A 26,726-nucleotide genomic window follows, 5' to 3' on the forward strand; every position below is an offset into this window, starting at 1 on the left:
TAATATTGTTATTTGGATAAAATGGCGTATCCTAAGATTCATGATGATCCAGTGAAAGGAAGATGCGCATGACACCCCAGAAGAAGATTGAAATTTTACAGCACCTGATTCAGATTCCTTCGGTCAATGACCACGAGACCGAGGTCGCAGATTACCTAGCCGGCCTGTTCGCACCGTATCCGCAGGCTCAGGTGGAGAAGGTCCCATACGCCCCCGGCAGAGACAATCTAGTCGTGACGATCGGTGGTGCTGGACCGCAGCTGGGGTTGAGTGGGCACATGGATGTTGTGGCTCCCGGTGACACTTCAGCCTGGCATCACGATCCATTTGGGGGCGAGGTTGTTGGTGACCAGCTCTTTGGTCGCGGCGCTTCCGACATGAAGAGTGGCTTGGCAGCCATTACGATCGCTATGCTGGAATTTCTGGAGCAAGGAACACCACTTAAAGGGAGCGTCCGGCTCCTAGCTACGGTGGGTGAAGAAACTGGCGAATATGGCGCAGCTACACTGACCGACGCGGGCTATGCCGACCAACTTGCTGGTCTGGTGATTGCCGAACCCAGTGGCCTGAATCAGGTGGTCTATACGGCACGCGGCGTGATCGACTACAAGGTGGTGTCGACTGGTAAGAGCAGTCACAGTGCCGAACCAGAAAAGGGCATCAATGCCATCGACAACCTCATGCAGTTCTACAACGCTGTGGGACCACTGATGGCGAAGCATACTGAGGAAGATCCGGTCTTAGGGCACCTGCTACACAACGTCGATCTGATTTCCGGTGGGGAACAGATTAATTCGATTCCGGCACATGCCGAACTGATGGCTAACATGCGGACAATTCCGGCCACGCCTAATCAGGTCATTTACGACGAGCTGGAGGGCCTGATTGCCAAATTGAATCAACAGGACGGGGTCGACCTTAAACTCACCTACAGCTATCCTGAGGAGGCAATTCCGGGTGATCCCAATGCACCACTGGTTCAGTTGGCCAAGCAGATCAGTGAAGAGGTCTGCCAACAACCGGCTCACGTGGTGGGATCCGGTGGCGCCAACGACGGGGCTGAGTTCTTACGGGCCAAGGCCGACTTTACCAGTATTGAAATGGGGCCAGGGAGTGATACGTCCCATCAGGCCGATGAATACATCTCGATTACCGAATACTTACAGGCGATCACGGTTTATGAAAAACTAGTGCCGGCGTTCTTTGACCAATTGCAAGGCTAATTTAAAAAATCCCGCAGCTTCTCCAAATTGGAAGAAGTTGCGGGACTTTACGATTCAGTTGGGTCATTAAAATTAGCAAACTGGTTAAGATTGATCAGAAGCCTTGGCAATTCGGTCGAAACGGCTTATATTAATCTTTAAATCATTGATGGGGAGCGGGGTTCATATGGAAAAGAAACGACGTCATCAGTGGCTGATTGTCTATCATTGGGTCGTGACGATTCTGACGCTCTGGTCAGTTGGCAACTTGGGGTTCCTGCTTCTGAAAGTTGGAAACTACACTTTAGAAATGGAAATCGCCAACGGTTTGCTGGTCGTCTTTGCCCTCGACTACTTTGTTCGGCTGATCACCACTAAAAATCGCAAGATCTTCCTGATTCACGCGGCCTTCGATCTGTTGGGAATTATTCCCATGCATCCGGTCTTTGCTCTCTTTCGGCTGAGTCGGCTGGTCCGCATCATTCGGTTCCATCACCTCTTCTGGCGGCTGGGAATCTCTGGCAAGTGGACCAAGGCCTTTCACCGCTTCGTTTATAAAACCGGATTTATTTATCTGTTTTCAATTAGTGTGGCGATTATTGTCGTCAGTGCATTCCTTTTCTCACTGACCGAGAAGCAGTCACTGGCTAACTCTATCTGGTGGGCGATTACGACCGCCACAACCGTTGGGTACGGGGATGTCACCCCGCAGACGGCCTTTGGGAAGATCATCGCGGCTATCCTGATGGTTGGTGGGGTTGGCTTCATTGGGTTATTGACCAGTACCATTGTCGATTTCGTTAACACCCGAGTGGCCGCGAGCGAAGATACCCAGCAACAGGACGATATGGCCGAGCTGATGAGAGAGATTCGTTCGCTCACGTCCAAGGTTGATCGCCTGCAAACGACCGTTAACCGGCTGAACAAGCAGACGAAGAAACGGTCGACAACCAAGAAATCTAAGAAAATAGCCACGACGAAGCGACCCACACCAGCGAAGTCTATAAGCAACGAGTGACTAAAAAAAACGAGTCTAAGCAACTGCCTAGACTCGTTTTAGATTCTAATGAACGAATTGTAAATTGTAGTTACCTTGCCCATCGGACGTAATCGTATACGTCGTGTAGCCGGCTTGAAGCCACTGATTCTTGGATGCCTGTGCCCAGTTTTGAGCATCGGCGACCGAGGAGAAGGTGTGGACGTCATCGAAGGAATTCGATCCGCTACTTTCCTTAGAGGAACTGGTTTCGGACGATTTGGTCGATGCTTGATCGAGGAGCTGTTGTTCGCGGTCTTGAACGGCGTCGTTTGATTCGTCGTTGATGATGTTTTGTAATTTTTGTTTCTGAGTGACGGTAAGGCCATTATCGTTGTACGCATCATACTTCTTTTTGAAGTGGTCGTAGGCCGTCTGCTCCGAGTTGGAGGACGACTTAGCGGCGATCGAGGCGCTGTCACTGGAAGAAGCGGCAGTGTTCGACGTTGAATTATTATGATGCGAGATGGCCAGGACTAACAGAATGGCGATCGCCAGTGTGATTAGCGTCATAACCCAAGGCCACCAACGACGGGGACGCTTACGTCGCTGCCGCGTAGGGTGTTCGGGGTCCTGATTAAAGTTATACCGTTGTACGCGTGATTTTGGTTCTTGGTTGTTCAACTGAAAAACCTCCATGTCCAGAACGGTGTGAAAAAACAAGCTTGCCGCCGAGACGACAAACTACCACACCTTCCATAGTACCTCAAAAAGTGATCAGAAGAAAATGTTAACGTCTCATTTGCCACATTTCTAATCTTTTGGCCACCGAAAAAGGAACGTGTATTGTATGATAGAAGTGGATCAAAGTTTGAAAGGTGGTTTTAATTTTGCACAATGAAATTCCAGCATTACCTTTAAATAACAATAACCGCATTCCCCAATTAGGATTGGGTGTTTTCCAAGTGGATAACGCTCAGGATACCAAGGATGCCATTAAATGGGCCTTGGCTGCGGGTTACCGCCACATCGACACCGCAGCTTATTATGGCAACGAGCAGTGGGTCGGCGAGGCTATTCGCGAGAGTGACGTTAAGCGCGAGGATATCTTTGTGACGTCTAAGCTCTGGAACAATGAACGGGGTTACGACGAGACCAAGGCGGCCTTCCAGCGGACTCTAGACAAGTTGGGCTTTGACTACCTTGATATGTTCTTGATTCACTGGCCAGCACCTGGTTTTACTGAAAGCTGGCGGGCCATGGAAGACCTTTACAAGGCCGGCAAGATTAAGAATATTGGGGTCTCAAACTTCAATCGGTCGCACATTGAGAAGTTGATGGAGACAGCCACGGTTAAGCCCGTGGTCGATCAGATTGAGACGCACCCTTACTTCCAGCAGAAGGACTTGCACGCCTATCTGGAGACACAAGGCATCTTACACGAAGCCTGGAGTCCGCTTGGTGGCGGCCGGAACAATGCCCTGACCGATCCAGTTATTAATGAATTAGCGGCTGCCCACGATGTCAGTGCCGCTCAAATTATCTTGCGTTGGCATGTGCAACGGGAAGAAATTGTGATTCCAAAGTCAACGCATGAGGAACGCATCCAACAGAACCGCGACATCTTTGCCTTTGGTTTAGACGAAGATGAAATGCGGGCGATCAGTGCACTCGATGCTGGCAAACGGGTCGGTCCCGATCCAGCAGACGATGCGTGGTTAAAGCAGTCTCAGACTTACGACGGCCGGAAGTAATTACCGGTAAGGCGGAATCTGTTGTTCCTTAGCTAAGGGTTCCAGTTTTTCAGTGATCCGATTAGTCACTGCCAAGGGAATCCCGGCGAAGGGACTAAAGAAATGGGGATGATCCGGGTCAGGAACTTCCTGGGTCTCCTTTAATTTAGGCACTAAAGCGACTAGGTCATCCTTGTGATAACCTAGTTTTTTTGCGTAGTAAACGACCTCGCGATAGCTGACGTTTTTAAAGTAAAAGTAGTAACAGAGACCGGCGGCAACGACGACCCAAAAGATGGTCCATTCGAGGCCAATTTGGCTGGGATTTAGAAAGCCAATGAAGACCGCGGCCAGGATGAAAACCACGTAAATCGCGGTTGAGACGGTGGCCCAAGTTTGTTTGTGTGTCATATCATGTTCCTCAATTCTCATTTGGTTTGGTCTAAGTTTACGGGGTTTACCGGGTGGATTTCAAGCGATTTTATTAAGTGGTCTAGTAAATTTTCCCCATTGAGGGCTTAGACGTGTATAATAACACAGTATTGTTAGATCTGGCTGGGTATTTGCGGTTGTCGATTGGCGGTTACGAGGCTAGTTGGCCTTGTCCGTTATTGGATTAATTGATTAATGGATCGTGTAATTGGATTTATTCAAAAACTGTGAATATATACATGGCCATTATTTTTAGCCGCAGGTACCATAACCGCAGGAAAATAGTAAATGTAGATGAAAACCGCTTAGAGATTGAGAGGGTGACGAATTGAATTTAAGTTTTGAAACCATTCAGCCGATGGATTACGATCAGGTAGACCAAGTGGTTGCCGCCGCTTTCGCTCCCGTTGCCGAGAGTACGGGAACTTAAGTCGATCTGATTCACCGAATCCGCGATACCTATGATTATCAACCGAGCTTAGAGGTTGTGGCCAAGCCTTCAGTTGACCACGTGGTGGCACATGGGTTATTGAGTCCTGTCACGATTCGGGGCAACTGGCATACGACAACCATTGTTGCCTTGGCTCCCTTAGCCGTTGATCCTGAATGGCAGGGACAGGCGATCGGCAGTCAACTTCTGAGTGAGCTGGAGACACGGGCTCGCCAGGCCGGGTTCGGCGCTGTCAGTGTGGTTGGTGATACGACCTATTATGGCCGACGCGGCTACGTCATGGCGGAGGATTTTGCCATTCATAACACGTTACCCGTTCGTATGGGGAACAGCTTGATTAAACCGTTGACCCCCGGGGCTTTGGCCCACGTCGGCGGGATGCTGGAATATCCAGCACCGTTTAAATAAATTTAAAATTAGAGTTGACGGTAGTTTCTCATCGTGCTATCATCAAAGTCAATCAAATAACGAACGCTAATTTCCATTACCAAGTAGCGTGTCATCTGTGGGTCAGAAAGTCGGTGGTTGCTGCGAACCGATCAGGGTGATTACGACGAAATACAGTGGAATGTCCTGTTACGGCAGGCGGAGAATAACTAGAACCGTTACCTTCTAGTGAGTGGAGTTGACTGGGTCTAGAACCAGTCACTCAAGCTGGGTGGTACCACGGTTGAAGTCTAATCGTCCCTGTTGCAATAATGATTGCAGCGGGGGCGATTTTTTTATACTTAAAAATTTGGCATAATTATAAGAGGAGCGATTTTGATGAAAGAAAACAAGAAAGCATGGCGGGCTGTTAGCTTTGGCGAAGCCCTTACGATTTTATTGGTAATGTTATTGGTGATGGGGCTTGGCGTCATTAAATTTGGACTTTCGCCCATGACCCCAGTTCTTCTGGTGATTGCCCTGGTCATGCTCTGGGCCAAGTTACGAGGAGCAGAATGGGACGACATACATAATGGCATTATTGACGGAATCAAGACGGGGATTATTCCCATCTTTATCTTCCTGTTAATTGGAGCCTTAATCAGTGTCTGGATTGCTGCTGGGATTATTCCTTCCATGATGGTCTTCGGGTTCCACTTAATCTCCGCACAATGGTTCGTGCCTTCCGTCTTCCTGGTTTGTGCCATCATCGGGACGTCTATCGGAAGTGCCTTTACCATCATTTCCACGATTGGGATTGCCCTCTTCGGGATGGGTACCACGATGGGTTTCAATCCAGCCTTAGTTGCCGGGGCTATCATCTCCGGAGCTATCTTCGGGGATAAGACGTCACCATTGTCCGACTCAACCAACTTGGCTTCTGCTATTGCTGAATCCGAACTCTTCGCGCACATCAAGAACTTGATGTGGTCGACGATTCCAGCCTTCATTGTTTCACTCATCTTGTACTTCTTCATGGGAACTGGTGCCTCGGATACGAACGCTTTAGGTAAGATTAATGCAACGATTACCACGTTAAATACGCACTTTACGATTACCTGGTGGGCCGCCCTACCAATTATTGTGATGTTCGTCTGCGCTTGGCGAAAGATTCCGGCCATTGCGACGTTGTTCCTGAACGTTGTTCTAGGGGTTGTCATGATCTTTATTGAAAAGCCAAGTACCTCGTTAAAGAGTATTGCAACGATGATCGAATCTGGTTTCGTTGCCAAGACCGGCAACGCCAGCGTTGATGCCTTACTGACCCGTGGTGGGATTAGCGCCATGATGTCGACTGTATCCCTGATTATCCTGACCCTGACCTTAGGGGGCCTGCTGATGAAGTTTAACATCATCCAGACCGCCATGGTGCCGCTGGCCAACCGTTTGAAAGGAACTGGTGCTGTTGTGACGGCTGCCATTCTTTCTGGAATTGGCGTTAACATCTTCGTTGGGGAACAATACCTCTCTGTTATCCTACCTGGGAAGGCCTTCAAGCAGACCTTCAACGACCGCGGCCTGGACAACCTGGCCTTGAGTCGGGTCCTAGAAGATGGTGGGACTGTGATTAACTACTTGGTTCCTTGGGGGGTTGCGGCGGTCTTTGCTGCCAACACGTTGGGTGTTTCCACGTTATCCTACCTGCCATTCTGTTTCTTCAGTCTACTTTCACCAATATTCTCCATTCTGAGTGGGTTCACCGGTGTCGGTCTGAAGCGGTTACCCGCCTCAGACGACCAGAGTGCCACATCCGCAACGATGGCGGCGAGTGGTCGTTAAAATTCAATTGTCAAAAAAAGCTCGAGACACTGTCTCGAGCTTTTTTAGTCGGTTGATGCTTGGGTATAGATGTAGTCTGCAGCGGCTAGGTCAAGGGCCACGGTATCGTGATCGTCCCAGTCAATGTAGAGTAGGTTGAGCGCTGGATCTTGTTTAATGAGGTGAATAGGTTGGCCCAATGGCAGTTCCAAATGTTCTAAGTAGGTGACCATGTCAGGTGTTTCTAAGTAGTGGTGAAAGATAACGGTCGTGTCTGGTTCAACCTCGCTGAGTCGCGTCATTTGTGAGTCATTTAAAAGCTCGGTGGGGTTGAGACTGCCACCGAAAGGACTGGTTTGTGGGTGATCCAAAAAGGTAGCCAAAGCCGTGGTGGTTTCGGGTGTCAGTGTTGCCGCCATCGCCCAGGCCTGTCCGGGAATCTGTGGTAAGGGTAGCTTAAGCTGTTGGGCTAAGAGGACCTCACAGAGCCGATAACGCACGAGGAGTTCGCCCGCCAGAGCTTGACCCTTGGTGGTCAGCGTCACGCCGGTATATCGGCGACGGTGGACCCAGCCGGCCAGTTGTAAGTGGCGGGTCATTTCCGTGACGGATGCTGGCGATACCTGAGCGAAACGGATGATTTGTTTATTGCTGACACGTGGTCGGGCAAAGTTGCACTCTGCAATGATTCGCAGGTATTTATTTTGTTGGCGTAACATGTTCATCAACTCCCCCAAGTTGTTGAAAGTTTAAGTATCCCTAAAAAAATAATTCTCACTTAAAACTTTAACGATTGCTGATTGAAAAAGCAACTCTTTTTTTAAATAGGTGATATTCATTTTGGAAAAGTTAGTTGTCCAAAACCAAATGGCTGATATAACGGCGTTGGTTATTAAATTTTGCGAACTTTTAATCTAAAATTCAGTGTCAAAATGTGAAGGCCGAAACGTCAGGACATCACGATGAAAGCGCTATATCTTAATATTATTTTATTAATATCTGGACAAACAAATGTTATGTTACCCTAAAATTCTATTTGATTTACCTGAACATTAAGGTACAATGATCTGTGTAGGAGATAGAAGGGGGTTTTAGTTATGAGCGATGAACCAAAGAAGCACAAGCTCATTGAGTACGCCAATGGGCGGTCACTCGAAGAAATCAACGGTACAGTCAAAGTACCGAAGGGTAAAGGATTCTGGAAAACATTATTTATGTATTCCGGGCCTGGCGCATTAGTCGCAGTGGGGTATATGGATCCAGGTAACTGGTCAACGTCAATTACCGGTGGTCAAAACTTCCAATACCTATTGATGTCGATTATCTTGATCTCAAGTTTGATTGCGATGTTATTGCAATACATGGCAGCTAAACTTGGTATCGTGAGTCAGATGGACTTGGCCCAAGCTATTCGGGCCAGAACCAGCAAATCCCTCGGGATCGTCTTATGGATCATGACGGAATTTGCCATCATGGCAACGGATATTGCCGAAGTTATTGGGGCGGCGATTGCCCTGTACCTGCTGTTCCACATTCCGTTAATCATTGCGGTATTTATTACGGTTTTAGATGTTTTGCTCTTATTGTTATTAACCAAGATTGGTTTTCGGAAGATCGAAGCCATTGTGGTTTGTTTAATTCTGGTGATCCTGGTCGTCTTTGCCTACGAAGTGGCCTTGTCATCACCTAACTGGGGTGGCGTTTTCGGTGGCTTGATTCCAAGCATGAAGACTATCTCATCCACGCCACAAATTGGCGGACAAACGCCACTCAGTGGGTCCTTAGGGATCATTGGGGCGACGGTTATGCCACATAACTTGTACTTACATTCCGCTATTTCACAAACGCGGGAGATTGACCACAACGACGAAGAAGACGTGGCAAGAACGGTTCGCTTCACCAGCTGGGATTCTAACATCCAACTGACGCTGGCGTTCTTCGTCAATGCCCTTCTCTTGGTCATGGGGGTTGCCGTGTTCAAGAGTGGTTCTGTCAAGGATCCTTCGTTCTTCGGGTTGTTCCAAGCCTTGTCTGATACCAGCACCATGAGTAATGGTGTCTTGGCCAGCGTTGCACGGACCGGGGTTCTCTCAACCCTGTTTGCCGTAGCCTTACTGGCCTCAGGTCAAAACTCAACGATTACGGGGACACTGACCGGGCAAGTTATCATGGAAGGCTTCGTTCACATGCGGATGCCACTGTGGTTACGGCGCTTGGTTACCCGGTTACTTTCAGTAATTCCGGTGGTCGTCTGTGTCATGTTGACCAGTGGCAAGAGTGCCATTGATGAACATGAGGCGCTGAATGACCTGATGAATAATTCACAAGTCTTCCTGGCGTTTGCCTTACCATTCTCGATGTTGCCGCTCTTGATGATGACGGACAGCAAGGTTGAAATGGGGAAGCGTTTCAAGAACTCGCTGTGGATTAAGGTCTTGGGATGGATCTCTGTCCTTTCTCTAACGGGTCTTAACCTGATTAATATGCCAGCTTCCGTTCAAGCCTTTTACGGGGACGGCATTACGGCCAGTCAGACCGTCATTGCGAACAGCATTGCCTACGGTTTGGATGCCGCAATTGTAGCGCTGTTAGCTTGGACGATCTGGGAACTACATCGGGGGAGTCAACGCTTAGAAGCCCAATTGGCTGCGGATGCTAAAGGCACAACAGACAAGGAGGCCAAATAATGGCAACGACTTTTAAACGGATTTTAGTTGGAGTTGATGATTCTGAAGATGCTCTCCTGGCCTTTGATTATGCGATCCATCAGGCCAAGCGCGATCAGGCGGAATTAGTGATTGTGTCCGTGCTGGAGAACGACGAAATGAACATTTACCAGGCACTGGACAGTGACTACGTCCATGGCGAACGCGATGCCTTAAAGGCCCACATCAAGACCTATCAGAAGCAGGCCGAAGATGCCGGTTTGACCGCTGTTAAAGTGGTCATTGCGGAAGGCGAACCTGGAGAAACTATCGTGAAGAACGTGATTCCTCACGTTGAACCAGACTTATTGGTTATCGGTTCAATCGCTAAGAAGGGTGTCAGCCGGCATTTTGGGAGCCAGGCGGCCTACATGGCGAAGTATGCCAAGATTTCTGTGATGGTTGTTCGTTAAAATAAAATGGATTCTATTCATGAAAGGCCCTCGTTATGGCGGGGGCCTTTTGTGCACCCCGGATAATTAGGTGCTTGACGCAACAGGACTAGAATTCGGGGCTACTAAGCGCGGATACGGTACACTGTGACTAACTAGGGGCCAGATTACCGTTAGTGAACTAGGAGTAGGGGGAATTTTCATGACAACCATATTTAAACGGATTTTGGTGGGAGTCGATGACTCGGAAGATGCCTTGCTGGCGTTTCGTTACGCGATTCAACAGGCGAAACGAGATGATGCCGAGCTCGTGATTGTGTCGGTACTTGAGGCCGACAAGATGAATATTTATGAGGCCTTGGATAAGGATTATATTCATGGCGAGTTCGACGAACTGGAGGAACACGTGCGCGAATACCAGAAGGCGGCAGAATCCGCCGGGGTGGTTGACGTTCGCATGATGGTGGCAGAAGGGGAACCCGGCGAGACCATCGTGAAGGATGTTATCCCGGACGTGAAACCAGATCTCCTGATTATCGGGTCGCTGGCTAAGAAGGGCGTCAGTCGCCACTTCGGGAGTCAAGCGGCCTACATGGCAAAATATGCACCGATTTCGGTGATGGTGGTGCGACACTAATACCCAAGCGGTATCGTAAAAAGTCCCACAAAGATCAGCAAGGATCTTCGTGGGAATTTCGTTAACTTCAGTTTTAGTAACTGTCACCGTTCATGATGGAACTTTTCACGATGACGTAGTCCACCGTGCGAATGTCGAGCAGGTTACGCCCACCAGCATAGGAGATGGAAGACTGCAGGTCTTCATGCATGGCATTCAAGGTGTTGGCAATGTCACCACGGAATGGGACCAACATCTGCTTACCCTCGACATTACGGTAGGCGCCCTTTTGCTTCTCGGAAGCGGAACCCCAGTATTGTTTGAAGGTCCGGCCGTCGATAGTCAGCAGGCTACCAGGGGATTGTTCATGGCCGGCGAGCATGGAACCAATCATGACCATGCTGGCGCCGAAACGCACGGACTTGGCGATGTCGCCGTTGTAGCGAATCCCACCGTCGGCAATGATTGGCTTACGGGCAGCCTTGGCACAGAGACGCAGAGCGGCTAATTGCCAACCACCGGTACCAAAACCAGTCTTGAGCTTCGTGATGCAGGCCTTACCAGGTCCAATGCCGACCTTAGTAGCGTCCGCCCCGGCATTTTCCAATTCCCGCACGGCTTCGGGTGTCCCCACGTTACCGGCGATCAGGAAGGTCGTGGGCATGGTCGTCTTGATCTTCTTGATCATTCGGATCACGGAATCACTGTGCCCGTGGGCGATGTCGATCGTGATGTATTCGGGAACCAGATCGGCTTCCGCCAGCTCGTCGATAAAGGCGTGTTCGTCGGGCTTAACGCCGACACTGATGGACGCAAAGAGTGATTTTTCATGCATCCGGGCAATGAATCCGCGCCGTTCTTCCGGCTGGAAACGGTGCATCACGTAGAAGTAGTCGTTTTGCGCGAGCCAAACGGCTAACGGTTCGTTAATGACCGTCTCCATATTGGCAGGCACGACCGGAATCTTGAACCGATGGGGGCCAAATTCAATACTGGTATCGGCCTCGGAACGGCTATCGATGACACATTTGTTGGGAACGAGTTGAATATCTTCGTAGTCAAATACTTCGGTTGGGTGCATGGCAATCACTCCTTGATAAGGTTAGGCGTTCCAAATGGGTTGGAGCACGTTGGTTTGTTCACGGTCGGGACCGACAGACAGGGTCGCAATGTCGACGCCGACGAGTTCGGCCAGGCGCTTCACGTAGTTCTGCGCGTTGGCTGGGAGTTCTTCGATAGACTTGCAGTGGGTAATGTCCTCAGTCCAGCCTGGGAGTTCTTCATAAACGGGTTCGCAGGCGGCTAAGGCGGTCAGGCTAGCGGGATAGTGGTAAATGGTTTCCCCATTTAAGCTGTAAGCCTTGCAGATCTTGACGGTCTTGAGACCGGTCAGGACGTCGAGACAGTTGAGGGACAGGGTCGTCAGTCCGGAGACGCGCTTGGCGTGACGGAGAACCACACTGTCGAACCAACCGATTCGGCGAGGACGCTTCGTAACCGTTCCGTATTCATGACCAGTTTCTCGAATGGTGTCACCGATCTCATCGAATAATTCGGTTGGGAATGGGCCGTCACCAACTCGAGATGTGTAGGCCTTGCAGACGCCGACGACGTGGTCAATCTTGGTTGGACCGACACCGGCACCGATGGTTACCCCACCGGCAACGGGGTTTGAGGACGTGACGAAGGGGTAAGTCCCGTGGTCGATATCCAGCATGACCCCTTGGGCCCCTTCAAACAGGACATTCTTACCAGCGTCGATGGCATCGTTGATGACCACGGACGTGTCGGTTACGTGACCCTTGATTTGTTGACCCAAGGCGTAGTACTCGTCAAAGACGTCGTCAAAATCGAGTGGTGCGACGTCATAGAGTTTTGTTAACACGTTATTCTTTTCAATTAAGTTTTGACGTAATTTGTCGGCGAAAATGTCGTGATCCAGCAGATCCGCAATCCGAATCCCAATTCGTTCGGCCTTGTCCATATAAGCCGGGCCGATTCCCTTGTTGGTGGTCCCAATCTTATTTTCCTTGGCTTTTTCTTGGGCCTGGTCTAACAGGATGTGGTAAGGCAGAATCACGTGAGCCCGATCGGAAATCCGAAGATTATCGGTCGAGACGCCATTTTCGTGGAGGTAAGTCAGTTCTTCAATCAGTGACTTGGGATTGACGACAACGCCGTTACCGATGACACTCAATTTATCCGCGTAGAAGATCCCCGAAGGAATCAAGCGTAACTTGAAGGTCTGACCATTAAAGACGATGGTATGACCGGCGTTATCACCACCCTGGTAGCGGGCAATGACATCAGCCTTCTCACTCAGAAAATCCGTGATCTTTCCTTTACCTTCATCGCCCCATTGACTACCAACTACTACTGTTGATGACATAACAACACCTCATCGCTTTATTTTACTGAGCCGAACGCCCAGCAAGATTCAGTGTACCAAGTTCGGTTTTAAAAAGCAAGCGAAACACGAACTATTTTTAAATAAATGGCAATAAAAGTTCTGAATATTCAGTCAGGAAACGAATTATCCCCTTAAATAATGGTCAAAAGGTGGCTAAATTGGGACAAAATATGATATGATAGCTAGCGGAGTAATACGCTGATTATAAAATAAATGTTCGTCTTTTAATTCTTTTCTAATATAGGAGGAAACGCATGTTAGAACGTTATACCCGTCCGGAAATGGGCCAAATTTGGTCATTAGAGAATCAATATCAATCCTGGTTGGCTGTCGAGGTCGCCATTGATGAGGCTTGGGCTCAGGTCGGCGAGGTGCCAGTCGCCGATGCCCAGAGGATTCGGGAACACGCGACGTTTGATGTCGATCGGATCGCTGAAATTGAAGCCGTTACCCACCATGATATGGTCGCCTTCACCCGCAACGTCTCCGAATCCCTTGGGGATGAACGCAAATGGATTCACTTTGGGGTCACGAGTACCGACGTCGTGGATACGGCACAGGGCGTACGGCTAAAGCAGGCCAATGTGCAAATTCGGCAGAGCCTGACGACACTGATTGAAACGCTTGGCAATATGGCGCGCCAATATAAGGAGACGGTCATGATTGGCCGGACCCATGGCGTTCAAGCCGAACCGACAACGTTTGGTTTGAAGATTGCCCGTTTCTACGCGGAGATGCAGCGTAACCTGGATCGGTTTGACCGAGTGGCTGCCGGTGTTGAGACTGGCAAGATTAGCGGGGCCGTCGGAACGTTTGCCAACGTCCCACCCGAAGTCGAAGCCTATGTCTGTGACCAATTAGGGCTGACACCGCAGCCGATTGCCAGTCAGGTGCTCCCACGGGACCTTCATGCTGATTATGTAGCGACCTTGGCCTTGATTGGCACGAGTGTGGAGAATATTGCGACGGAGATTCGCGGCCTACAACGTTCGGAGATTCATGAAGTTGAGGAACATTTCAACCCCGGCCAAAAGGGATCGTCGGCGATGCCACACAAGCGGAACCCGATCGGTTCTGAAAATGTGACTGGTCTGGCACGAGTTCTGCGAGGAACCATGGTGACGGCCTATGAAGACGTCAGCCTCTGGCATGAACGGGACATCTCACATTCCTCCGCCGAACGGATGATTTTACCGGAAAGTACCACGTTACTGGACTACATGTTGCACCGGATCAACCGGATCTTGACCAACCTGGACGTTTTCCCAGAGACCATGCTGGCCAACATGAACCGGACCTATGGCCTGATTTACAGCCAACGACTCCTATTGAAGCTGATTGAATCTGGGTTGAGTCGTGAGGATGCCTATGACCTGGTTCAGCCGTTGACGGCTCAGGCTTGGGACCAACAGATTCAGTTCCGACCACTGGTCGAGGCCAACGCGGACATTACCGCTCGGCTGACGTCGGACCAGATCGCCGATGCCTTTGACTACCATTATCACTTACGGCGAATCGATTTGATTTTTAAACGACTGGGCTTAGACTAACAGCCAGTTTATGAAGACAAAGATAGAGACCAGGACAATTGTCCTGGTCTCTATCTTTTATCTCTGAATTTATATTATTTTCCCCCGCTTATTTCTAAGCTTTGTATGGTTGAACCGTGACTTTCTTCTGACCTGAAAGCAAATGGAAGATGTAAACAATTTTGCCGTTCTTTTTAACGACTTGACCGCGTTTCATTTTCTTCGTGTAGTAGCCAGCTCTGGCCCAGGTCTTCTTGGCCTTAGGAGCCTTGATCGTGGCCTTAAAAGTTCCCTGTTGACTCAGACGGACGAACTTGTAGCCCTTGTAGGTGGTGATCCGGGCCCATTTGGCGTGAGACTTTTTAGCGTTGGCCCGATTGTGGACGGCGACGGTTCCCATGACCGTTACGGCCTGATTAGACTTGGTTTTCGTCGAGGTCAGCTTAGAAACTTTGTAAGCATAGGCGGCCTGCTTTACTTTGAAATTTCTAACGGCTTGATTGACCTCGGGAGCGACAGCGGCCGAGACCTGCGCCGCTGTGGCGGTATTCTTCAAGGCTGCTTTGGCTTTCGACCGGTCGATAGCGTTTGAACCGTTGACGTAGTCGTTGCGAATAATTTTAAATTTTACGCCAGTGTAGTGCTTGATGGTGGCCATCATAGCGATCAGGGCTGCTCGTGGCGATTTGGTCTTGGCATAGGTATTGTTGTAGGCAACGTCCGCCTTCACAATAATCGCTTTGGCAATCTTGTTACTGAAGGTGGCATACAACCAGGACTCCATGCCGACTTCAACATCAGCATTGGCCCAGTATTTGATTTTGACGGTCACGACCTTGGCAGATGCCTGTGCCGTGACGGGGTGGTTAATAGCGGGGATGGCTGGTGCGATGATACCCAATCCCAGGATGGCGGTTAGGGTGAGAATGGTTGATTTTAATTTATTCATAGAAGTGCCTCTTATCTCGGCTTGTCCAACACAGATGGCCATTAATTAGTTTCGTCTAATAACGATTTACTCGACTGATAAGTTAAGTATACCACCTGCGAACGCAAAAAACGTCGCACACTCCGGGGAGGAGCATGCGGCGTTTTTTATTGAGGAGTGAGGTCACTTAGGGGGAGTGACACTCAGTTAGAGGAGTGGTTAGGCTTGAGGGAACCTAACCAATGATCAGATTCTCTTTGGGGGAGAGAATCTAAAAGGGATTGGATATAGAATTTGACTAGTAACAGTTATTGGCTAATTACTATGATGATAACTATACCCGGACTTTGTGACGAGAAAAGGGGGCAGACTGTGATGACTTTTTGATCATTTGTTAAAGGAAGTCTAAACCTGTGAATTTTCTTCGATGGGGTTGTCAAAGTAGGTCTTTAAGAACTCCGTCACATGGGCCCGGTAACGGTCTGGATTGATCCAGAAGCTCTCGGCATGCGAGGCATTGCGGACGATCCAGAGTTGCTTGGGCGCATGGGTGGCAGCGTAATTCTCATAGGCCATCCCCACCGGCACATAGACGTCCTGTTCCCCGTGAATGAAGAGAATGGGACGCTTGTTTTTCTTTAATTGATCGGTGGCCGTGACGTCACCCAAGTAGTAGCCGAGGCGGCGCTTGGAAATGGTGCTGACCAGCGGCTCGATCGGATATTTTGGTAGATGAAATTGGCGCTTGAGGAGATAGGTCAGTTCCGCTTCGATACTGGAATAACCACAGTCGGCGATGATCGCCTTGACCTGAGCAGGTAGCGTTTCGCCGGAGAGCATCTCCATCGTGGCCCCACCCATGCTGACACCGAAGAGGAGAATTTTGACGTTAGCGTCGGCCCGATCGATGACTTGTTGGATCCATTGGAGATAATCCAAGCGGTCAAGCCAGCCGAAGCTGATGTACTTGCCGGCACTTTCCCCGTGACCACGGTCATCGGGCAGGAGAACATTAAAGCCTAATTGGTGATACATCTGAGCGAAGTTCGCCATGGTTTCCCCATTTCCCTTGTATCCGTGGGAGATGATAACCGTCTTGTGACTCGGTGTTTCCGCCGGGATATATTCGGCCACCATTCTATTTTTAGGGTCGTGTTCGTGGAGATACCACTTTTCCTTTTTAACCTGCTTAAACCAGTCGACGTAGGCATAGTAGGCATCCGCGTATTTTTGCTTATCAGCCGAGGTTTCGGGAACGTAGTTGACCCGCTTGAAGGCAAAGTTAAACAGGCGTTCACTGGCAATTAAAGAGGTTGCGGCCAATCCGGCAAGGGGCAGTGCCCAAGTCAATGTTTTCTTTTTCATCTAATCAGGTCCTTTCTGGCGAGGGGGTTAAAAAACCAGACTACCCGTAAACTGCGGTTAGCCTGGCGCTCGTTTAGTCTAAATAGAGTTTCTTCAAATCCTTGATATCCCCGTTGGAGACATTGAGGACATCGTGTAAATAGTCTTGCGTGCCACCGTACTGCGTGTTGATGATCTTCATGGCAGCATCGAAGTAGTCCGCGTTAACCGTATACAAGGCGCGCATGTTGGTGACAAAGGTCTCGTTCAAGCCTTGTGCCTTGGCCTCGGCGGCCTGACGGTCCACACGAGGGGCGACGGCCTGATTGGTTAACAGGTAGTCTTGCCGAATGACTTGAGGATCGACGCCTAAGGCACTCATCGCAAAGAAGGCCCCAATTCCGGTCCGATCCTTACCCGCTGTACAGTGGAAGAGGACGGACTGGTCGGTTTGATCGTTAGCCAACAGGGTCGCAAAGAAGTCGTGATAGGCGTCTTGGGCGGTCTGCAAGGTAATCATCTGGCGATAAACGTCCAGCATGTGCAGGTGGCCGGCCTGATCGTTTTTAGAAAAACGGGCAGCTAATTCTTCCTGACTAGCAGAGGCGTCGGTCTCGTCATCGGCTGGGAAGACCGGCAGAAAACGATAGGTGACACCGGCTGGAACCTTATCGGGGGCTTGGCGTTGCTCATCCTTGGAACGGAAATCAACGTCGGTAATGACCCCATAGTCACTGAGGTGTTGTTGGTCAGCGGGGGTGAGATCCGCTAAGCCGGCGGTTCGAACTAATTTATGCCATTTAACGGTGTGCCCATCAATCGTGGGGTACCCTCCTAATTCGCGGAAGTTAATCCCTCCGGTCACATCCAGCATTCGGTTATTTGTCATGTGTTCCCACCCTTTCAAATATTGTTTGTTACCCGTCCCATTCTACCGGTTTTTCAAGAAATTACCTAGTAATTGATTCTGGGGGAGGCGCTTTGACCCCAAACGCTGTATACTGACACTATGAGTTCGGGTCAGTTTTGCCGTGATGAGGCTGAAAAATTAGATCGCCTACAGCGGTCGAGGGGTGTCATCCTATGAGGCACGCCCGAAGCCAAAGGGCGGTCTTCGGACTCAGCTTCAAGCCCCACAAGGGGCGTGGGTCTTAAAACTGGCCCATGCTGTAAGACCGGATAAGTCGCCGGCCTAACAGCATCGACATAGGATGACACCCCTCGACCGCTTACGGCTAAGTTGGCAGGTATCAAGACTTGTCGGCTCACTCAGCCGGAGGCCAGCAGACAGAACCCCGTGTCGGTGGTCTTAGTCGAGGTTTTGTCTCGACTTAGAGCACGGCCAACTTTGAAACTCGGATCTTTCGAGGTTCAAGGTTGCCCTGAAGACCGCTTCTCAGGCTTCAGGTCTGCCTCACAGGGTGGCGTCTGCTGGCCGCAGGCGGTGTATAACACTATAACACGAGAGAGTTTTGAGAATTGATGAAGGTTTAAAGATAAGGGTGATAGTCGTGAGTTTGCGTGGGAAATGGCTACTCTTCAAGACCAAGCATAGTCAACTCAAGCAACAGATGCAGCAGGCATTTTTACAGCCTAGTCGGCGCAACCAAGCCGTTGTTCCCCAAAAATTTCCGGCTAATATTGTTACTAAGGAACGGACTATTTTTGGTGGCCGTCTCTTGACTGCGGGTTCCGGTGCCCCACAACCCCAACACATCATGTTATTTCATGGTGGGGCGTATACGATGGAGGGCACCACGAGTCACCGGCAAATGATGGTGTCTCTGATTGAACAGGCCAACGTGCGGATAACCTATGTGGATTATCCCTTGGTTCCGGAAGCCACGGTTGAGGAAACCGTGGTGTTTGTCATGAACGTTTATAGCTATTTGCTCGCCCAGTACCCAGACGATGAATTCTTTCTAATGGGGGATTCCGCCGGGGGTGGCTTGGCGTTAACGTTACTGCAACAATTAGCGTTGCACGACGAGCCAATGCCGGCCGGGACCATTTTGATTTCGCCGTGGACCGACTTGAGCATGATGAATCCTGATTTAACGGCCGCAGCCAAGCACGACCCATTTCTGACCTTGGAAACTTTAAAACGGATTGGGTACGAGTATGCGGGTAAGTATCCGGTCACGGATCCCTTGGTCAGTCCCATCTATGGCAACTTCGATCACTTAGGCAAGATCAAGTTGTATTTTGGCACGAATGAGTTACTTCAGGCTGATGATGAGCGACTCTTGCAAAAGCTCTCGGCCGCAGAGGGCACGCCCTTTACCGCGCACGTCATGGCGTCCATGCTTCATGATTATATTCTCTGGCCGCACTTGCCGGAGACCAAGCGGACGTTGAAAGAGATTAAACAGTTTGTACTGACGGGAAAACTAAATTAACACAAACAAAGAGAGTGTGACAAAAGGCGGTTAGTCAATGAGCATTAACGTCGATAGACGAATAATCCCGGTTTTGGATTGTTTGTCTATCGGGGTTAAGCGGAGTTGACTGCCTTTTGTCACACGTTTCGACTATAGACGTTCGGAGCGAAAGAAGGGCCTGAGACTTTTGTCTCAGGCCCTTCTTCGATCAAATTTAGTTAGACATCAATGTGGTGCTTCAGTCGAGGGAAGACGTGGAAGTCCGCCCAGGCCATGACGATCCCTTGGGTAATGAGCGCCCAGACTGTCCCGAAGCCGATCGCGTGTAGGTCACCGGTAAATAGGTAGGACAACACGATAATCGTGAGAGGTGGTAGGTAGCTTACCCATTGGGCCAGAACTGCCGACCCCCGCAGGTACTTAAATCGCAGGATGTAGGCCAGGTCGTCGTTGGGATGCATGATGATATTGCATCGTTGATAGATCGACACGGCGAAGGCAACCCCGAAGAGGCCAATGATATCGACAATGATGCGGCCGGTCAGGTTGAGTTGATTGACGCCCAGCCAGTTCCAGAAGTAGCCAAACCATTCAACCAGGTAGCTAAAGGGCAGGATGTACAGCAGGTTGGACACGAAGCGGCGTCGGTCGAATTTACCTAACAGAACCTGATTCAACAGCGTCACAGCAATCCCATATAGGAAAAGGGTCGTTCCCAGTGGCACGTGAATCCAGTTCGACAGGTTGACCGATGACCCGGTCCAGACGGCACTTCCCAGGTTAGTAGAGATGGTGAGCGCGTTTGCGGCAGAGTTCAATAGGATAGAAAGCCCTAAAAAACGCATTCGTTGGCCGTAATCCTTCATCTTTGCCACAAGCTCACCCTCTCCTAATTCAGTCTACTTACCAGTGTAGAGGAAGTTGCGGCGAAGTGAAAGCCCTTTACTGTAATTTTACAATTTAGGGGTACGCTTGGCAGCGCGTTGGATGAAGTTGACGAAGATCTGGCGGGATTCTTCGTGATGTTTGTACATGTTTTCCGGATGCCACTGCACGGCCACGATCTGGTCGCTATTGGTGGATTCCAGGGCTTCGATGACTTGGTCGTCGGCCTTGGCGATGGCGGTCAGCGTCGGGGCCACGTCTTTGACAGCCTGATGGTGCCGGGAGTTAACGTAGGGCCGCACACCCATCAGGTCACTTAGGATACTAGTGGGGTCGACAGTGATGTGGTGGCTGGGTTGGTTACCCATGGCGGCTTGACTGTGTTTTAACTCGGCAGTTGGATCTTCGCTGAGGTCCTGGTAGAGTGTCCCACCGAGGCCGACGTTAATCAGTTGGAGACCACGACAGATGCCGAGAATCGCCTTGTTTTGTGCGACGGATTGGCGCAACAGTTCGATTTCAAAGAGGTCACGCTTCCGGTAGGTCTTGCCTAGCCGCAAGTGAGGTTCTTCATTGTAGAAGGTGGGGTCGACGTCGAATCCACCGAGAAAGGCCACGCCATCAAATAATGGCAGGTAATCCGCGACGTCGCCGGGATCGACGCTAGGAAGAATGATCGGTAAACCACCAGCTTTGACGATGGCCTCGACGGCGGGTCGGGGGGCAAAGGCGGCGTTTCGTTCGTTAATAATATTGGTAGCCTCGTCGAGGGTGTCGGCGGGTAAAGCAATTCGTGGGCGCATGGCGTCGCTTCCTTTCAGACAGTTGTTTAACGCCCAGTATACCCACTTGATCAGGCGTTTGTCATCATTGTGTTGCCTAACCTTGACGAAATAGTTCACAAAATCTCGGATTAATCTTATAGTAGAGAGGTGGAATAAAATAAAGCGAGGTAAACAAGATGACAGAACGGCAATTGATTCAAGAAATTTTGAATTCCGAAGCGGTTGAATACAGCTTTGAAAACGTCGATGAAGATTCTAGGGAATACACGCTTTTATTAAAGAAACAAGACAAAGACGTGCGGCCAATCGAAACACTCAACGAAGAGATCAAGAAGTACTTCCAGAGTGCCAACTTCGATTATCATGAAGACATCAATCCTGATGGCGACGGTGATATCCGTTTGGTCATCAAGCGGAGCTAAGCGTCACAGAATAAGAAGTTAATGGCCGGTCACTCAGGTGGCTGACCTTTTTGTTTGGAAAGGAGATCCGCACATGACTCTAATGGAACTCTATCATTTGATGGCCAAAGAAATGGGGCCTCAACCGTGGCTTCGGCCAGGGACGCCGTGGGCGGAGACGCCGGTGGAAATCATGCTAGGGGCGATTCTGGTTCAGAATACGAACTGGCGTAACGTAGAACCATCGTTGATTAAGATCAAGGCCGCCACGCAATTCGAACCGGCTAAGTTACGGACGTATACGCCAGAAACCCTGGTGCCATTGATTCAGAGCAGTGGGTTCTACCATCGCAAGAGCGAGGCTATTTTGGCGCTGGCCGCTTGGCTGGGAACCGCTAACGATGACCTAACGGCACTGCGCCAACGCGACGGGGCTAGCCTACGCCAGGATCTCTTGGCGATCACCGGAATTGGCAATGAAACGGCCGACTATATTTTGATGTACACGCTGGATCATGGGACTTTCATGGTGGATACCTATGCCCGCCGACTCTTTACGTGGTTGGGCGCGACCATGCCCAAGACCTATCCGGCCTTTCAACGCAAGGTGCTCCCACAGCTGGCCTTTACCCTGACGGATTTTCAAGAATTTCATGCGTTGATCGATGAATTTGGTAAACGAATTAAGTCCTCAGCAGATTTCGAACAATCCTTCTTAGCGGGTCAACATCTTAGTATTTAAAGCTTAAGAATCTGCCAAATCTAGCCGTGGGTGGGCAAAATCTGCGGGATTTGGCGGGGAACATGCTATGATTAGTGCATTGAAATTGAAACCGCTTTCGATTTTAGCGGTGTTTTAGTTGGAGGGAGACATTACATATGGCATTAAAACAGCCAGAAAATTACCTCTTGGCGATTGACCAAGGGACTAGTAGCACCCGAGCACTTATCTTCGATCATACCGGCCGTAAGGTTATCGAGGCCTATAAGGAAGTTCCCCAATACTATCCGCATACGGGTTGGGTTGAATCCGACGCCAATGAAATTTGGAACAGTGTTCTGTCGGTGATTGCTAGCGCCCTGATCGACGCCTCCATTCACCCCGAAAACATCGAGGCCATTGGAATTAGTAGCCAACGGGAAACCACGATCGTTTGGGACAAGGTTACCGGCGAACCGATCTATCACGCCATTGGTTGGCAAAGTCAACAGACGGCGTCGATGGCCAAGGACCTGGTTGCGGCGGGTAAAGCCGAAGCGATCAAGGATAAGACCGGACTCGTGGTTGATGCTTACTTCAGTGCCACCAAGGTTCGTTGGATTCTCGACCACGTTCCTGGGGCCCAGGAGCGCGCTGAGAACGGTGACCTGTTATTTGGGACCGTTGACAGTTGGTTAGCTTGGAAACTCTCTGGTGGAAAGATTCATGTCACCGACTACAGTAATGCTAGCCGGACCATGCTCTTTAACATCCATGAGTTGAAGTGGGATACGGATATTTTGAACTGGCTCAACATTCCAGCAGCCATGTTGCCAACGGTGAAGTCCAGTTCCGAAGTCTATGGGGTGACCCAGAACTTCCAGTTCTACGGAGTGGAGGTGCCAATCGCCGGTATTATCGGTGACCAATCGGCCGCACTCTTGGGGCAACTGGCCATCGAACCCGGTAAGGTGAAGAACACCTATGGGGATGGGGCCTTCGTCATGATGAATACCGGGAAGGAACCGCAAACCTCCGAGCATAACTTGTTGACGACGATTGCTTACAAGATGAATGGCGAAGTTACCTACGCCCTCGAAGGGTCAATTCTGGTGGCCGGTACCGCGTTGGCCTGGCTACACGAAAGCATGCAGATTATCAGCAACGTGCCGGAATCCCGCCAGGCGGCGATGGCTTCCACGGATAACGACGAAGTTTACGTGGTGCCAGCCTTTAACGGACTCGGAGCGCCTTACTGGGATCCTGATGCCAAAGGGGCCGTCTTCGGTCTCTCTCGGGGAACCAATCGAAATGATTTCGTGAAGGCAACGCTCCAGTCGATTGCCTACCAGACACGAGACGTTCTCCATACCATGAAGCAGGATACCGGGATTGATATCTCGGAATTGATGGCCGATGGTGGGGCCTCACGGAACCGCTACCTGATGCAGTTCCAAGCCGATATCTTGGCAACTCCCGTCCAACGGGCGGCCGATGAAGAGACAACTGCCATGGGAGCCGCCATTGCGGCTGGCTTAGCGGTGGGCTTCTGGCAGAGTCTCGACGAGATTAAGGAAATCCGAAGTGCTGGACGTTTATTCACGCCGAACATGGCTGAAGATCGCCGGGCACGGTTGTACGCCGGCTGGCAACAGGCCGTGGCGGCAACTCGAGCTTTTAAACCTGATTTATAAAATAAGAGTGCGACGAAAGGCGGTTAGCTGGCGAGCATTAAGGCTGATAACCGGATAATCCTGGTCTTGGATTATTTGGTTATCAGGTTTAAGCGGAGCCAGCTGCCTTTTGTCGCACGTTTCAGCTAGATAAGATTGCAGATTAAAAATAACCGTTAGGGATCGACACGATCCCTAACGGTTATTTGATCTATTTGTATTTTTCTTCCAATTGACTCATCCAGTACCCCAAGGCAATGCCAGCCACAAGGGCCGCCGCACTAGCCAGCAAGGTTCCGGTAGTCGCGCCCGCATAAGAGATACTTTCCGCGGCGTGGCTGTTGGGAATTAGGATCAGGATGGTACTGGCCACCACGATTCCCAGAATGAAGTGATACACGCGCGAGTGAAAGCGGTGGATCAGGTAGTCCATTCCCTTAGAGAAAAGGGCCATCGAGAGAATTCCCCCGAGGGCGATGGGCAGGTACACGCCGAGGAGGTCGAAGTTCTTGAAGCCCGTTAGCATGGGCGTGAAGAGCCCGAGAATCAGTAACAGGTTAGAGGGGCTCAGTCCGGGCACCAGGACACCTAAGGCAATCAGGGCACCAGCCACCATGAAGCCCCCGAAGTTCGCGGGCAGTGGACCGAAGAGATCGCTCATGAAGCACAAGAGCCCGCCACTAATAATCAGTGTGGCGAAGAACCAGACCAGGTCGATGCCATCGCGCGGGGTCTTAGAACTGGCCGTTTGCGTCAATGCCGGGAGGGTCCCAATGATGGCCCCGGCGAAGCCCCAGAGGACGACAACTTGGGCATGCGCTAAGAGGAATTCTAGCGGGGCCGACAACAAGGCAATCCCAACGATACCACCGATGCCGACCGGAACGAAGTACCAGAAGTCGCGTTTGAAATTTTGTCGAAAGTGGGCCATGAAGCCGAGTAGTCGTTCATAAATACCCAGGATGGCGGCGAGAACCCCACCGGATACTCCGGGGAGGATAAAACCTAACGCAATAATCACGCCCTTGAAAAATCGTTTCATTGGGGTGTCGGATCGAGTTGTTGGCATATGGCTCTCCTTTTATGTGAGTCAGTCGTTAGCTTTCAAATTAGCAAATCCCACTGGAAAAGGCAACTAAATCAGAATGTTGGGTCAAAACCTTAAGGATAATTTGAAAAAAGTGAGTAAGTTGTCTTGACTTAGAGTAACTCTAAGCAGGTAGACTGTGCCTATTCAATCAGATAGGAGCGATTTATAAATGACAGTCAAAGACAAAGTAGTTGTAATTACGGGCGCTTCTTCCGGCATTGGCGAGGCCACTGCCAAGCTGCTTGCCAGCAATGGGGCCAAGGTGGTGCTCGGTGCTCGTCGTGAAGAACGCCTGCAAACCCTAGTTGATGAGATTAAGGCCGCTGGTGGTCAAGCCACTTACCAGGTGACTGATGTGCGGGATGCTGCCGAGGTACAAGGCTTAGTCGACCTGGCACAGGCCACGTTTGGCGGGCTGGACGTCATCTTCAACAATGCCGGTATCATGCCAAGCTCTCCCATCAGTGCGCTTCACGTTCAGGAGTGGAATGACATGATCGACATTAACCTCCGCGGGGTTCTCAACGGGGTCGCAGCGGTTATGCCAACCTTTACGAAACAGAAACACGGACAAATTGTGACGACGTCTTCCGTTGCTGGGATTAAGAGTTTCCCGGGTTCCGGGGTCTACGGGGCCACGAAATTTGCCGTTCGTAACTTGATGGAAGTTATCCGCATGGAGAGTGCGCAAGAGGGGACCAACATCCGGACGGCCACGCTTTACCCAGCAGCCATCAACACGGAACTTCTCCACACCATTACTGACCAGGATGCCAAGCAAGGCATGGATCAGCTGTACGACGCTGTCGGAATTACCCCCGATGCCATTGCCCGTGTAGTTAACTTTGCTATCGACCAACCAGCCGAAGTCAATGTTAATGAATTTACGATTTACCCGACGAAACAAGCCTAAGTTATGGTTTTAAAAGACCCGCGATCTAGAGAAGATCACGGGTCTTTTTGTTTGAATGCGGTTTGAAGTGGATAGTAACAGCTATAAGTTGAAAATGCTCGGAAATTGAAGACAGCAAATTTAACGGCAACTATTTAAAAACAGCCGATGGTTTTAGTTTGGACGATTAAAGCCGGAGGAGGGTAGGGATGTCGACCTGTGTCGAGGCTGTTAGGTCGGGTGGGCCGTCCCGGCCTTACAGCCTGGGACGACTTTAAGACCCACGTTTTTAGTGGGGCTTAAAGCGAGGGGCAAGACCGTTTTCTAGGCTTGCCCCGTGCCCCACAGGTCGTCATCCCTACCCACCGCAGGCGCGATCGGCCGTCCAAATAAAAAGCCCACCGAGTCACGGTGGGTTTCAAAGCTAATCTTTGTTTTTCGGTTGGGACCAGTAGTGTGCCCGACCTAGTAGGTCACGGGACCGCACGTCAGCGGGGACAAAGCCGCGGCTGAATAGGTGCTTGAAGTACATGAGGTTGTACAGAGACCCCCAGAGAACACTGCGGACGATGGGCCAGCCAATCGCCACGAACTCAGTGAGTTGCGCGGGGGTTAACACCATGGTCAGGAGCATGGCACTTCCCAGTTCGATGCCCATGATACATAGCAGGTTGTACCAGTCGGCCCGAAAGATCGTCGGGAACGGGGGGAAGAAGAACATGGTCCAGGAAAAGCCGACCTTGGCAATTCGCATGTTCCCCGTCTCTGGGTTAACGACGGTTGCGTAATTTGGCGGTAACGGCAGTCCTTGAGGGCCGTTATCATTTTGGTTATTTTGATCATCATCGTTAAAGCCCTTGAAAGGATCTTGCATGTCATTTGCCAACTTTCTACAGAATTAAAAACGGGAGATTGTAAAATATAACCGAACACTTGTAGACAAAAAAGCCCATAGAGGCCTTTAATAGAATTACCACAACACTATCAAAGGAGAACCTCTATGAGTAAGTCTACTTT

General features: G+C 50.3%; 26 protein-coding genes. 14 read left to right on the forward strand and 12 right to left on the reverse strand.

Going from position 1 to position 26,726, the window contains the following annotated elements; genetic code table 11:
* Window positions 1-68: 68 nt before the first annotated feature.
* Complete coding sequence (locus tag OCU14_RS02760; protein WP_261809699.1) at window positions 69-1,223, forward strand: ArgE/DapE family deacylase; 1,155 nt, start codon at window positions 69-71, stop codon at window positions 1,221-1,223.
* A 166-nt stretch (window positions 1,224-1,389) separates the two neighbouring features.
* Window positions 1,390-2,220, forward strand: a complete 831-nt coding sequence (locus OCU14_RS02765) for a potassium channel family protein (protein WP_261809700.1) — start codon at window positions 1,390-1,392, stop codon at window positions 2,218-2,220.
* Between the two features lie 45 nt (window positions 2,221-2,265).
* On the opposite strand, the gene OCU14_RS02770 is transcribed toward OCU14_RS02765, so the two are convergent.
* Entirely contained in the window at window positions 2,266-2,862 is a 597-nt protein-coding gene (locus tag OCU14_RS02770) for a hypothetical protein (RefSeq protein WP_261809701.1), read from the reverse strand.
* 206 nt (window positions 2,863-3,068) lie between these two features.
* Between OCU14_RS02770 and OCU14_RS02775 the strand changes: the two genes are divergently transcribed.
* Window positions 3,069-3,932: an aldo/keto reductase gene (locus OCU14_RS02775; RefSeq protein ID WP_261809702.1), complete on the forward strand. Its 864-nt coding sequence runs from the start codon at window positions 3,069-3,071 to the stop codon at window positions 3,930-3,932.
* Here the strand turns inward: OCU14_RS02775 and OCU14_RS02780 are convergent, their stop codons facing one another.
* A complete protein-coding gene (locus OCU14_RS02780) occupies window positions 3,933-4,322 on the reverse strand; it encodes a hypothetical protein (protein WP_261809703.1) in 390 nt (129 codons plus the stop codon).
* 469 nt (window positions 4,323-4,791) lie between these two features.
* Between OCU14_RS02780 and OCU14_RS02785 the strand changes: the two genes are divergently transcribed.
* The gene (locus OCU14_RS02785; RefSeq protein WP_373875066.1) at window positions 4,792-5,202 is read left to right on the forward strand and encodes a GNAT family N-acetyltransferase; all 411 of its coding nucleotides are present in this window, start codon (window positions 4,792-4,794) and stop codon (window positions 5,200-5,202) included.
* A 357-nt stretch (window positions 5,203-5,559) separates the two neighbouring features.
* The gene (gene nhaC / locus OCU14_RS02790) at window positions 5,560-6,999 is read left to right on the forward strand and encodes a Na+/H+ antiporter NhaC (protein WP_261809705.1); all 1,440 of its coding nucleotides are present in this window, start codon (window positions 5,560-5,562) and stop codon (window positions 6,997-6,999) included.
* A 44-nt stretch (window positions 7,000-7,043) separates the two neighbouring features.
* Here nhaC and OCU14_RS02795 read toward each other — a convergent pair whose 3' ends face one another.
* Window positions 7,044-7,697, reverse strand: a complete 654-nt coding sequence (locus tag OCU14_RS02795) for a metal-dependent transcriptional regulator (RefSeq protein WP_261809706.1) — start codon at window positions 7,695-7,697, stop codon at window positions 7,044-7,046.
* A gap of 378 nt (window positions 7,698-8,075) precedes the next feature.
* Here OCU14_RS02795 and OCU14_RS02800 point away from each other — a divergent pair, with 378 nt between their 5' ends.
* From OCU14_RS02800 to OCU14_RS02810, 3 genes are all read left to right on the forward strand, one after another.
* Window positions 8,076-9,665: an Nramp family divalent metal transporter gene (locus tag OCU14_RS02800; RefSeq protein WP_261809707.1), complete on the forward strand. Its 1,590-nt coding sequence runs from the start codon at window positions 8,076-8,078 to the stop codon at window positions 9,663-9,665.
* A complete protein-coding gene (locus tag OCU14_RS02805) occupies window positions 9,665-10,096 on the forward strand; it encodes a universal stress protein (RefSeq protein WP_261809708.1) in 432 nt (143 codons plus the stop codon). Before OCU14_RS02800 ends, OCU14_RS02805 begins: the two co-directional genes overlap by 1 nt.
* Window positions 10,097-10,277: 181 nt before the next feature.
* Window positions 10,278-10,712 carry a universal stress protein gene (locus OCU14_RS02810; RefSeq protein ID WP_261809709.1) on the forward strand — a complete coding sequence of 145 codons (435 nt, stop codon included), beginning with the start codon at window positions 10,278-10,280 and terminating at the stop codon, window positions 10,710-10,712.
* Between the two features lie 73 nt (window positions 10,713-10,785).
* Here the strand turns inward: OCU14_RS02810 and OCU14_RS02815 are convergent, their stop codons facing one another.
* Complete coding sequence (locus tag OCU14_RS02815; protein WP_261809710.1) at window positions 10,786-11,772, reverse strand: GMP reductase; 987 nt, start codon at window positions 11,770-11,772, stop codon at window positions 10,786-10,788.
* 21 nt (window positions 11,773-11,793) lie between these two features.
* Complete coding sequence (locus OCU14_RS02820; RefSeq protein WP_261809711.1) at window positions 11,794-13,080, reverse strand: adenylosuccinate synthase; 1,287 nt, start codon at window positions 13,078-13,080, stop codon at window positions 11,794-11,796.
* 275 nt (window positions 13,081-13,355) lie between these two features.
* On the opposite strand from OCU14_RS02820, the gene purB reads away from it, so the two are divergent.
* On the forward strand, window positions 13,356-14,651 hold the full coding sequence (gene purB / locus OCU14_RS02825; protein WP_261809712.1) for an adenylosuccinate lyase: 1,296 nt from the start codon (window positions 13,356-13,358) through the stop codon (window positions 14,649-14,651).
* Window positions 14,652-14,745: 94 nt separating this feature from the next.
* Here the strand turns inward: purB and OCU14_RS02830 are convergent, their stop codons facing one another.
* The 3 genes from OCU14_RS02830 to OCU14_RS02840 all read right to left on the reverse strand — a co-directional run bounded on the left by OCU14_RS02830 (window position 14,746) and on the right by OCU14_RS02840 (window position 17,791).
* Entirely contained in the window at window positions 14,746-15,579 is an 834-nt protein-coding gene (locus tag OCU14_RS02830) for a hypothetical protein (protein ID WP_261809713.1), read from the reverse strand.
* A gap of 384 nt (window positions 15,580-15,963) precedes the next feature.
* Window positions 15,964-16,923, reverse strand: a complete 960-nt coding sequence (locus OCU14_RS02835) for an alpha/beta hydrolase (RefSeq protein WP_261809714.1) — start codon at window positions 16,921-16,923, stop codon at window positions 15,964-15,966.
* 73 nt (window positions 16,924-16,996) lie between these two features.
* A complete protein-coding gene (locus OCU14_RS02840) occupies window positions 16,997-17,791 on the reverse strand; it encodes a tyrosine-protein phosphatase (RefSeq protein ID WP_261809715.1) in 795 nt (264 codons plus the stop codon).
* Between the two features lie 613 nt (window positions 17,792-18,404).
* On the opposite strand from OCU14_RS02840, the gene OCU14_RS02845 reads away from it, so the two are divergent.
* Window positions 18,405-19,301, forward strand: a complete 897-nt coding sequence (locus OCU14_RS02845; protein WP_309296917.1) for an alpha/beta hydrolase fold domain-containing protein — start codon at window positions 18,405-18,407, stop codon at window positions 19,299-19,301.
* 200 nt (window positions 19,302-19,501) lie between these two features.
* Here OCU14_RS02845 and OCU14_RS02850 read toward each other — a convergent pair whose 3' ends face one another.
* On the reverse strand, window positions 19,502-20,158 hold the full coding sequence (locus OCU14_RS02850; RefSeq protein WP_261809717.1) for a YczE/YyaS/YitT family protein: 657 nt from the start codon (window positions 20,156-20,158) through the stop codon (window positions 19,502-19,504).
* 78 nt (window positions 20,159-20,236) lie between these two features.
* Window positions 20,237-20,971 (reverse strand): gamma-glutamyl-gamma-aminobutyrate hydrolase family protein, encoded by a 735-nt coding sequence (locus OCU14_RS02855; protein WP_261809718.1) that lies wholly within the window; start codon window positions 20,969-20,971, stop codon window positions 20,237-20,239.
* Window positions 20,972-21,129: 158 nt separating this feature from the next.
* Between OCU14_RS02855 and OCU14_RS02860 the strand changes: the two genes are divergently transcribed.
* The 3 genes from OCU14_RS02860 to glpK all read left to right on the forward strand — a co-directional run bounded on the left by OCU14_RS02860 (window position 21,130) and on the right by glpK (window position 23,748).
* Window positions 21,130-21,375: a hypothetical protein gene (locus OCU14_RS02860; RefSeq protein ID WP_261809719.1), complete on the forward strand. Its 246-nt coding sequence runs from the start codon at window positions 21,130-21,132 to the stop codon at window positions 21,373-21,375.
* Window positions 21,376-21,448: 73 nt separating this feature from the next.
* Window positions 21,449-22,096 (forward strand): endonuclease III domain-containing protein, encoded by a 648-nt coding sequence (locus OCU14_RS02865; protein WP_261809720.1) that lies wholly within the window; start codon window positions 21,449-21,451, stop codon window positions 22,094-22,096.
* A 137-nt stretch (window positions 22,097-22,233) separates the two neighbouring features.
* The gene (gene glpK, locus OCU14_RS02870; protein WP_261809721.1) at window positions 22,234-23,748 is read left to right on the forward strand and encodes a glycerol kinase GlpK; all 1,515 of its coding nucleotides are present in this window, start codon (window positions 22,234-22,236) and stop codon (window positions 23,746-23,748) included.
* Between the two features lie 190 nt (window positions 23,749-23,938).
* Here glpK and OCU14_RS02875 read toward each other — a convergent pair whose 3' ends face one another.
* Window positions 23,939-24,796 (reverse strand): DUF368 domain-containing protein, encoded by an 858-nt coding sequence (locus tag OCU14_RS02875; RefSeq protein WP_261809722.1) that lies wholly within the window; start codon window positions 24,794-24,796, stop codon window positions 23,939-23,941.
* 190 nt (window positions 24,797-24,986) lie between these two features.
* On the opposite strand from OCU14_RS02875, the gene OCU14_RS02880 reads away from it, so the two are divergent.
* On the forward strand, window positions 24,987-25,730 hold the full coding sequence (locus OCU14_RS02880; protein WP_261809723.1) for an SDR family oxidoreductase: 744 nt from the start codon (window positions 24,987-24,989) through the stop codon (window positions 25,728-25,730).
* 403 nt (window positions 25,731-26,133) lie between these two features.
* On the opposite strand, the gene OCU14_RS02885 is transcribed toward OCU14_RS02880, so the two are convergent.
* Window positions 26,134-26,583 carry a DUF2628 domain-containing protein gene (locus tag OCU14_RS02885; protein WP_261809724.1) on the reverse strand — a complete coding sequence of 150 codons (450 nt, stop codon included), beginning with the start codon at window positions 26,581-26,583 and terminating at the stop codon, window positions 26,134-26,136.
* Between the last annotated feature and the right edge of the window lie 143 nt (window positions 26,584-26,726).

The sequence above is a fragment of the Levilactobacillus humaensis genome, assembly GCF_024345185.1.
Classification (GTDB): domain Bacteria; phylum Bacillota; class Bacilli; order Lactobacillales; family Lactobacillaceae; genus Levilactobacillus; species Levilactobacillus humaensis.

Excerpts from the sequence above, each read along its gene's own strand:
- OCU14_RS02865 (WP_261809720.1), top strand. The coding sequence starts at position 21,449 with ATGACTCTAATGGAACTCTATCATTTGATGGCCAAAGAAATGGGGCCT.
- OCU14_RS02875 (WP_261809722.1), bottom strand. The coding sequence starts at position 24,796 with ATGCCAACAACTCGATCCGACACCCCAATGAAACGATTTTTCAAGGGC.
- OCU14_RS02795 (WP_261809706.1), bottom strand. The coding sequence starts at position 7,697 with ATGTTACGCCAACAAAATAAATACCTGCGAATCATTGCAGAGTGCAAC.
- glpK (WP_261809721.1), top strand. The coding sequence starts at position 22,234 with ATGGCATTAAAACAGCCAGAAAATTACCTCTTGGCGATTGACCAAGGG.
- OCU14_RS02810 (WP_261809709.1), top strand. The coding sequence starts at position 10,278 with ATGACAACCATATTTAAACGGATTTTGGTGGGAGTCGATGACTCGGAA.
- OCU14_RS02820 (WP_261809711.1), bottom strand. The coding sequence starts at position 13,080 with ATGTCATCAACAGTAGTAGTTGGTAGTCAATGGGGCGATGAAGGTAAA.
- OCU14_RS02860 (WP_261809719.1), top strand. The coding sequence starts at position 21,130 with ATGACAGAACGGCAATTGATTCAAGAAATTTTGAATTCCGAAGCGGTT.
- OCU14_RS02835 (WP_261809714.1), bottom strand. The coding sequence starts at position 16,923 with ATGAAAAAGAAAACATTGACTTGGGCACTGCCCCTTGCCGGATTGGCC.
- OCU14_RS02760 (WP_261809699.1), top strand. The coding sequence starts at position 69 with ATGACACCCCAGAAGAAGATTGAAATTTTACAGCACCTGATTCAGATT.
- OCU14_RS02855 (WP_261809718.1), bottom strand. The coding sequence starts at position 20,971 with ATGCGCCCACGAATTGCTTTACCCGCCGACACCCTCGACGAGGCTACC.
- OCU14_RS02815 (WP_261809710.1), bottom strand. The coding sequence starts at position 11,772 with ATGCACCCAACCGAAGTATTTGACTACGAAGATATTCAACTCGTTCCC.
- OCU14_RS02780 (WP_261809703.1), bottom strand. The coding sequence starts at position 4,322 with ATGACACACAAACAAACTTGGGCCACCGTCTCAACCGCGATTTACGTG.
- nhaC (WP_261809705.1), top strand. The coding sequence starts at position 5,560 with ATGAAAGAAAACAAGAAAGCATGGCGGGCTGTTAGCTTTGGCGAAGCC.
- OCU14_RS02765 (WP_261809700.1), top strand. The coding sequence starts at position 1,390 with ATGGAAAAGAAACGACGTCATCAGTGGCTGATTGTCTATCATTGGGTC.
- OCU14_RS02885 (WP_261809724.1), bottom strand. The coding sequence starts at position 26,583 with ATGCAAGATCCTTTCAAGGGCTTTAACGATGATGATCAAAATAACCAA.
- OCU14_RS02880 (WP_261809723.1), top strand. The coding sequence starts at position 24,987 with ATGACAGTCAAAGACAAAGTAGTTGTAATTACGGGCGCTTCTTCCGGC.
- OCU14_RS02800 (WP_261809707.1), top strand. The coding sequence starts at position 8,076 with ATGAGCGATGAACCAAAGAAGCACAAGCTCATTGAGTACGCCAATGGG.
- OCU14_RS02830 (WP_261809713.1), bottom strand. The coding sequence starts at position 15,579 with ATGAATAAATTAAAATCAACCATTCTCACCCTAACCGCCATCCTGGGA.
- OCU14_RS02805 (WP_261809708.1), top strand. The coding sequence starts at position 9,665 with ATGGCAACGACTTTTAAACGGATTTTAGTTGGAGTTGATGATTCTGAA.
- purB (WP_261809712.1), top strand. The coding sequence starts at position 13,356 with ATGTTAGAACGTTATACCCGTCCGGAAATGGGCCAAATTTGGTCATTA.
- OCU14_RS02840 (WP_261809715.1), bottom strand. The coding sequence starts at position 17,791 with ATGACAAATAACCGAATGCTGGATGTGACCGGAGGGATTAACTTCCGC.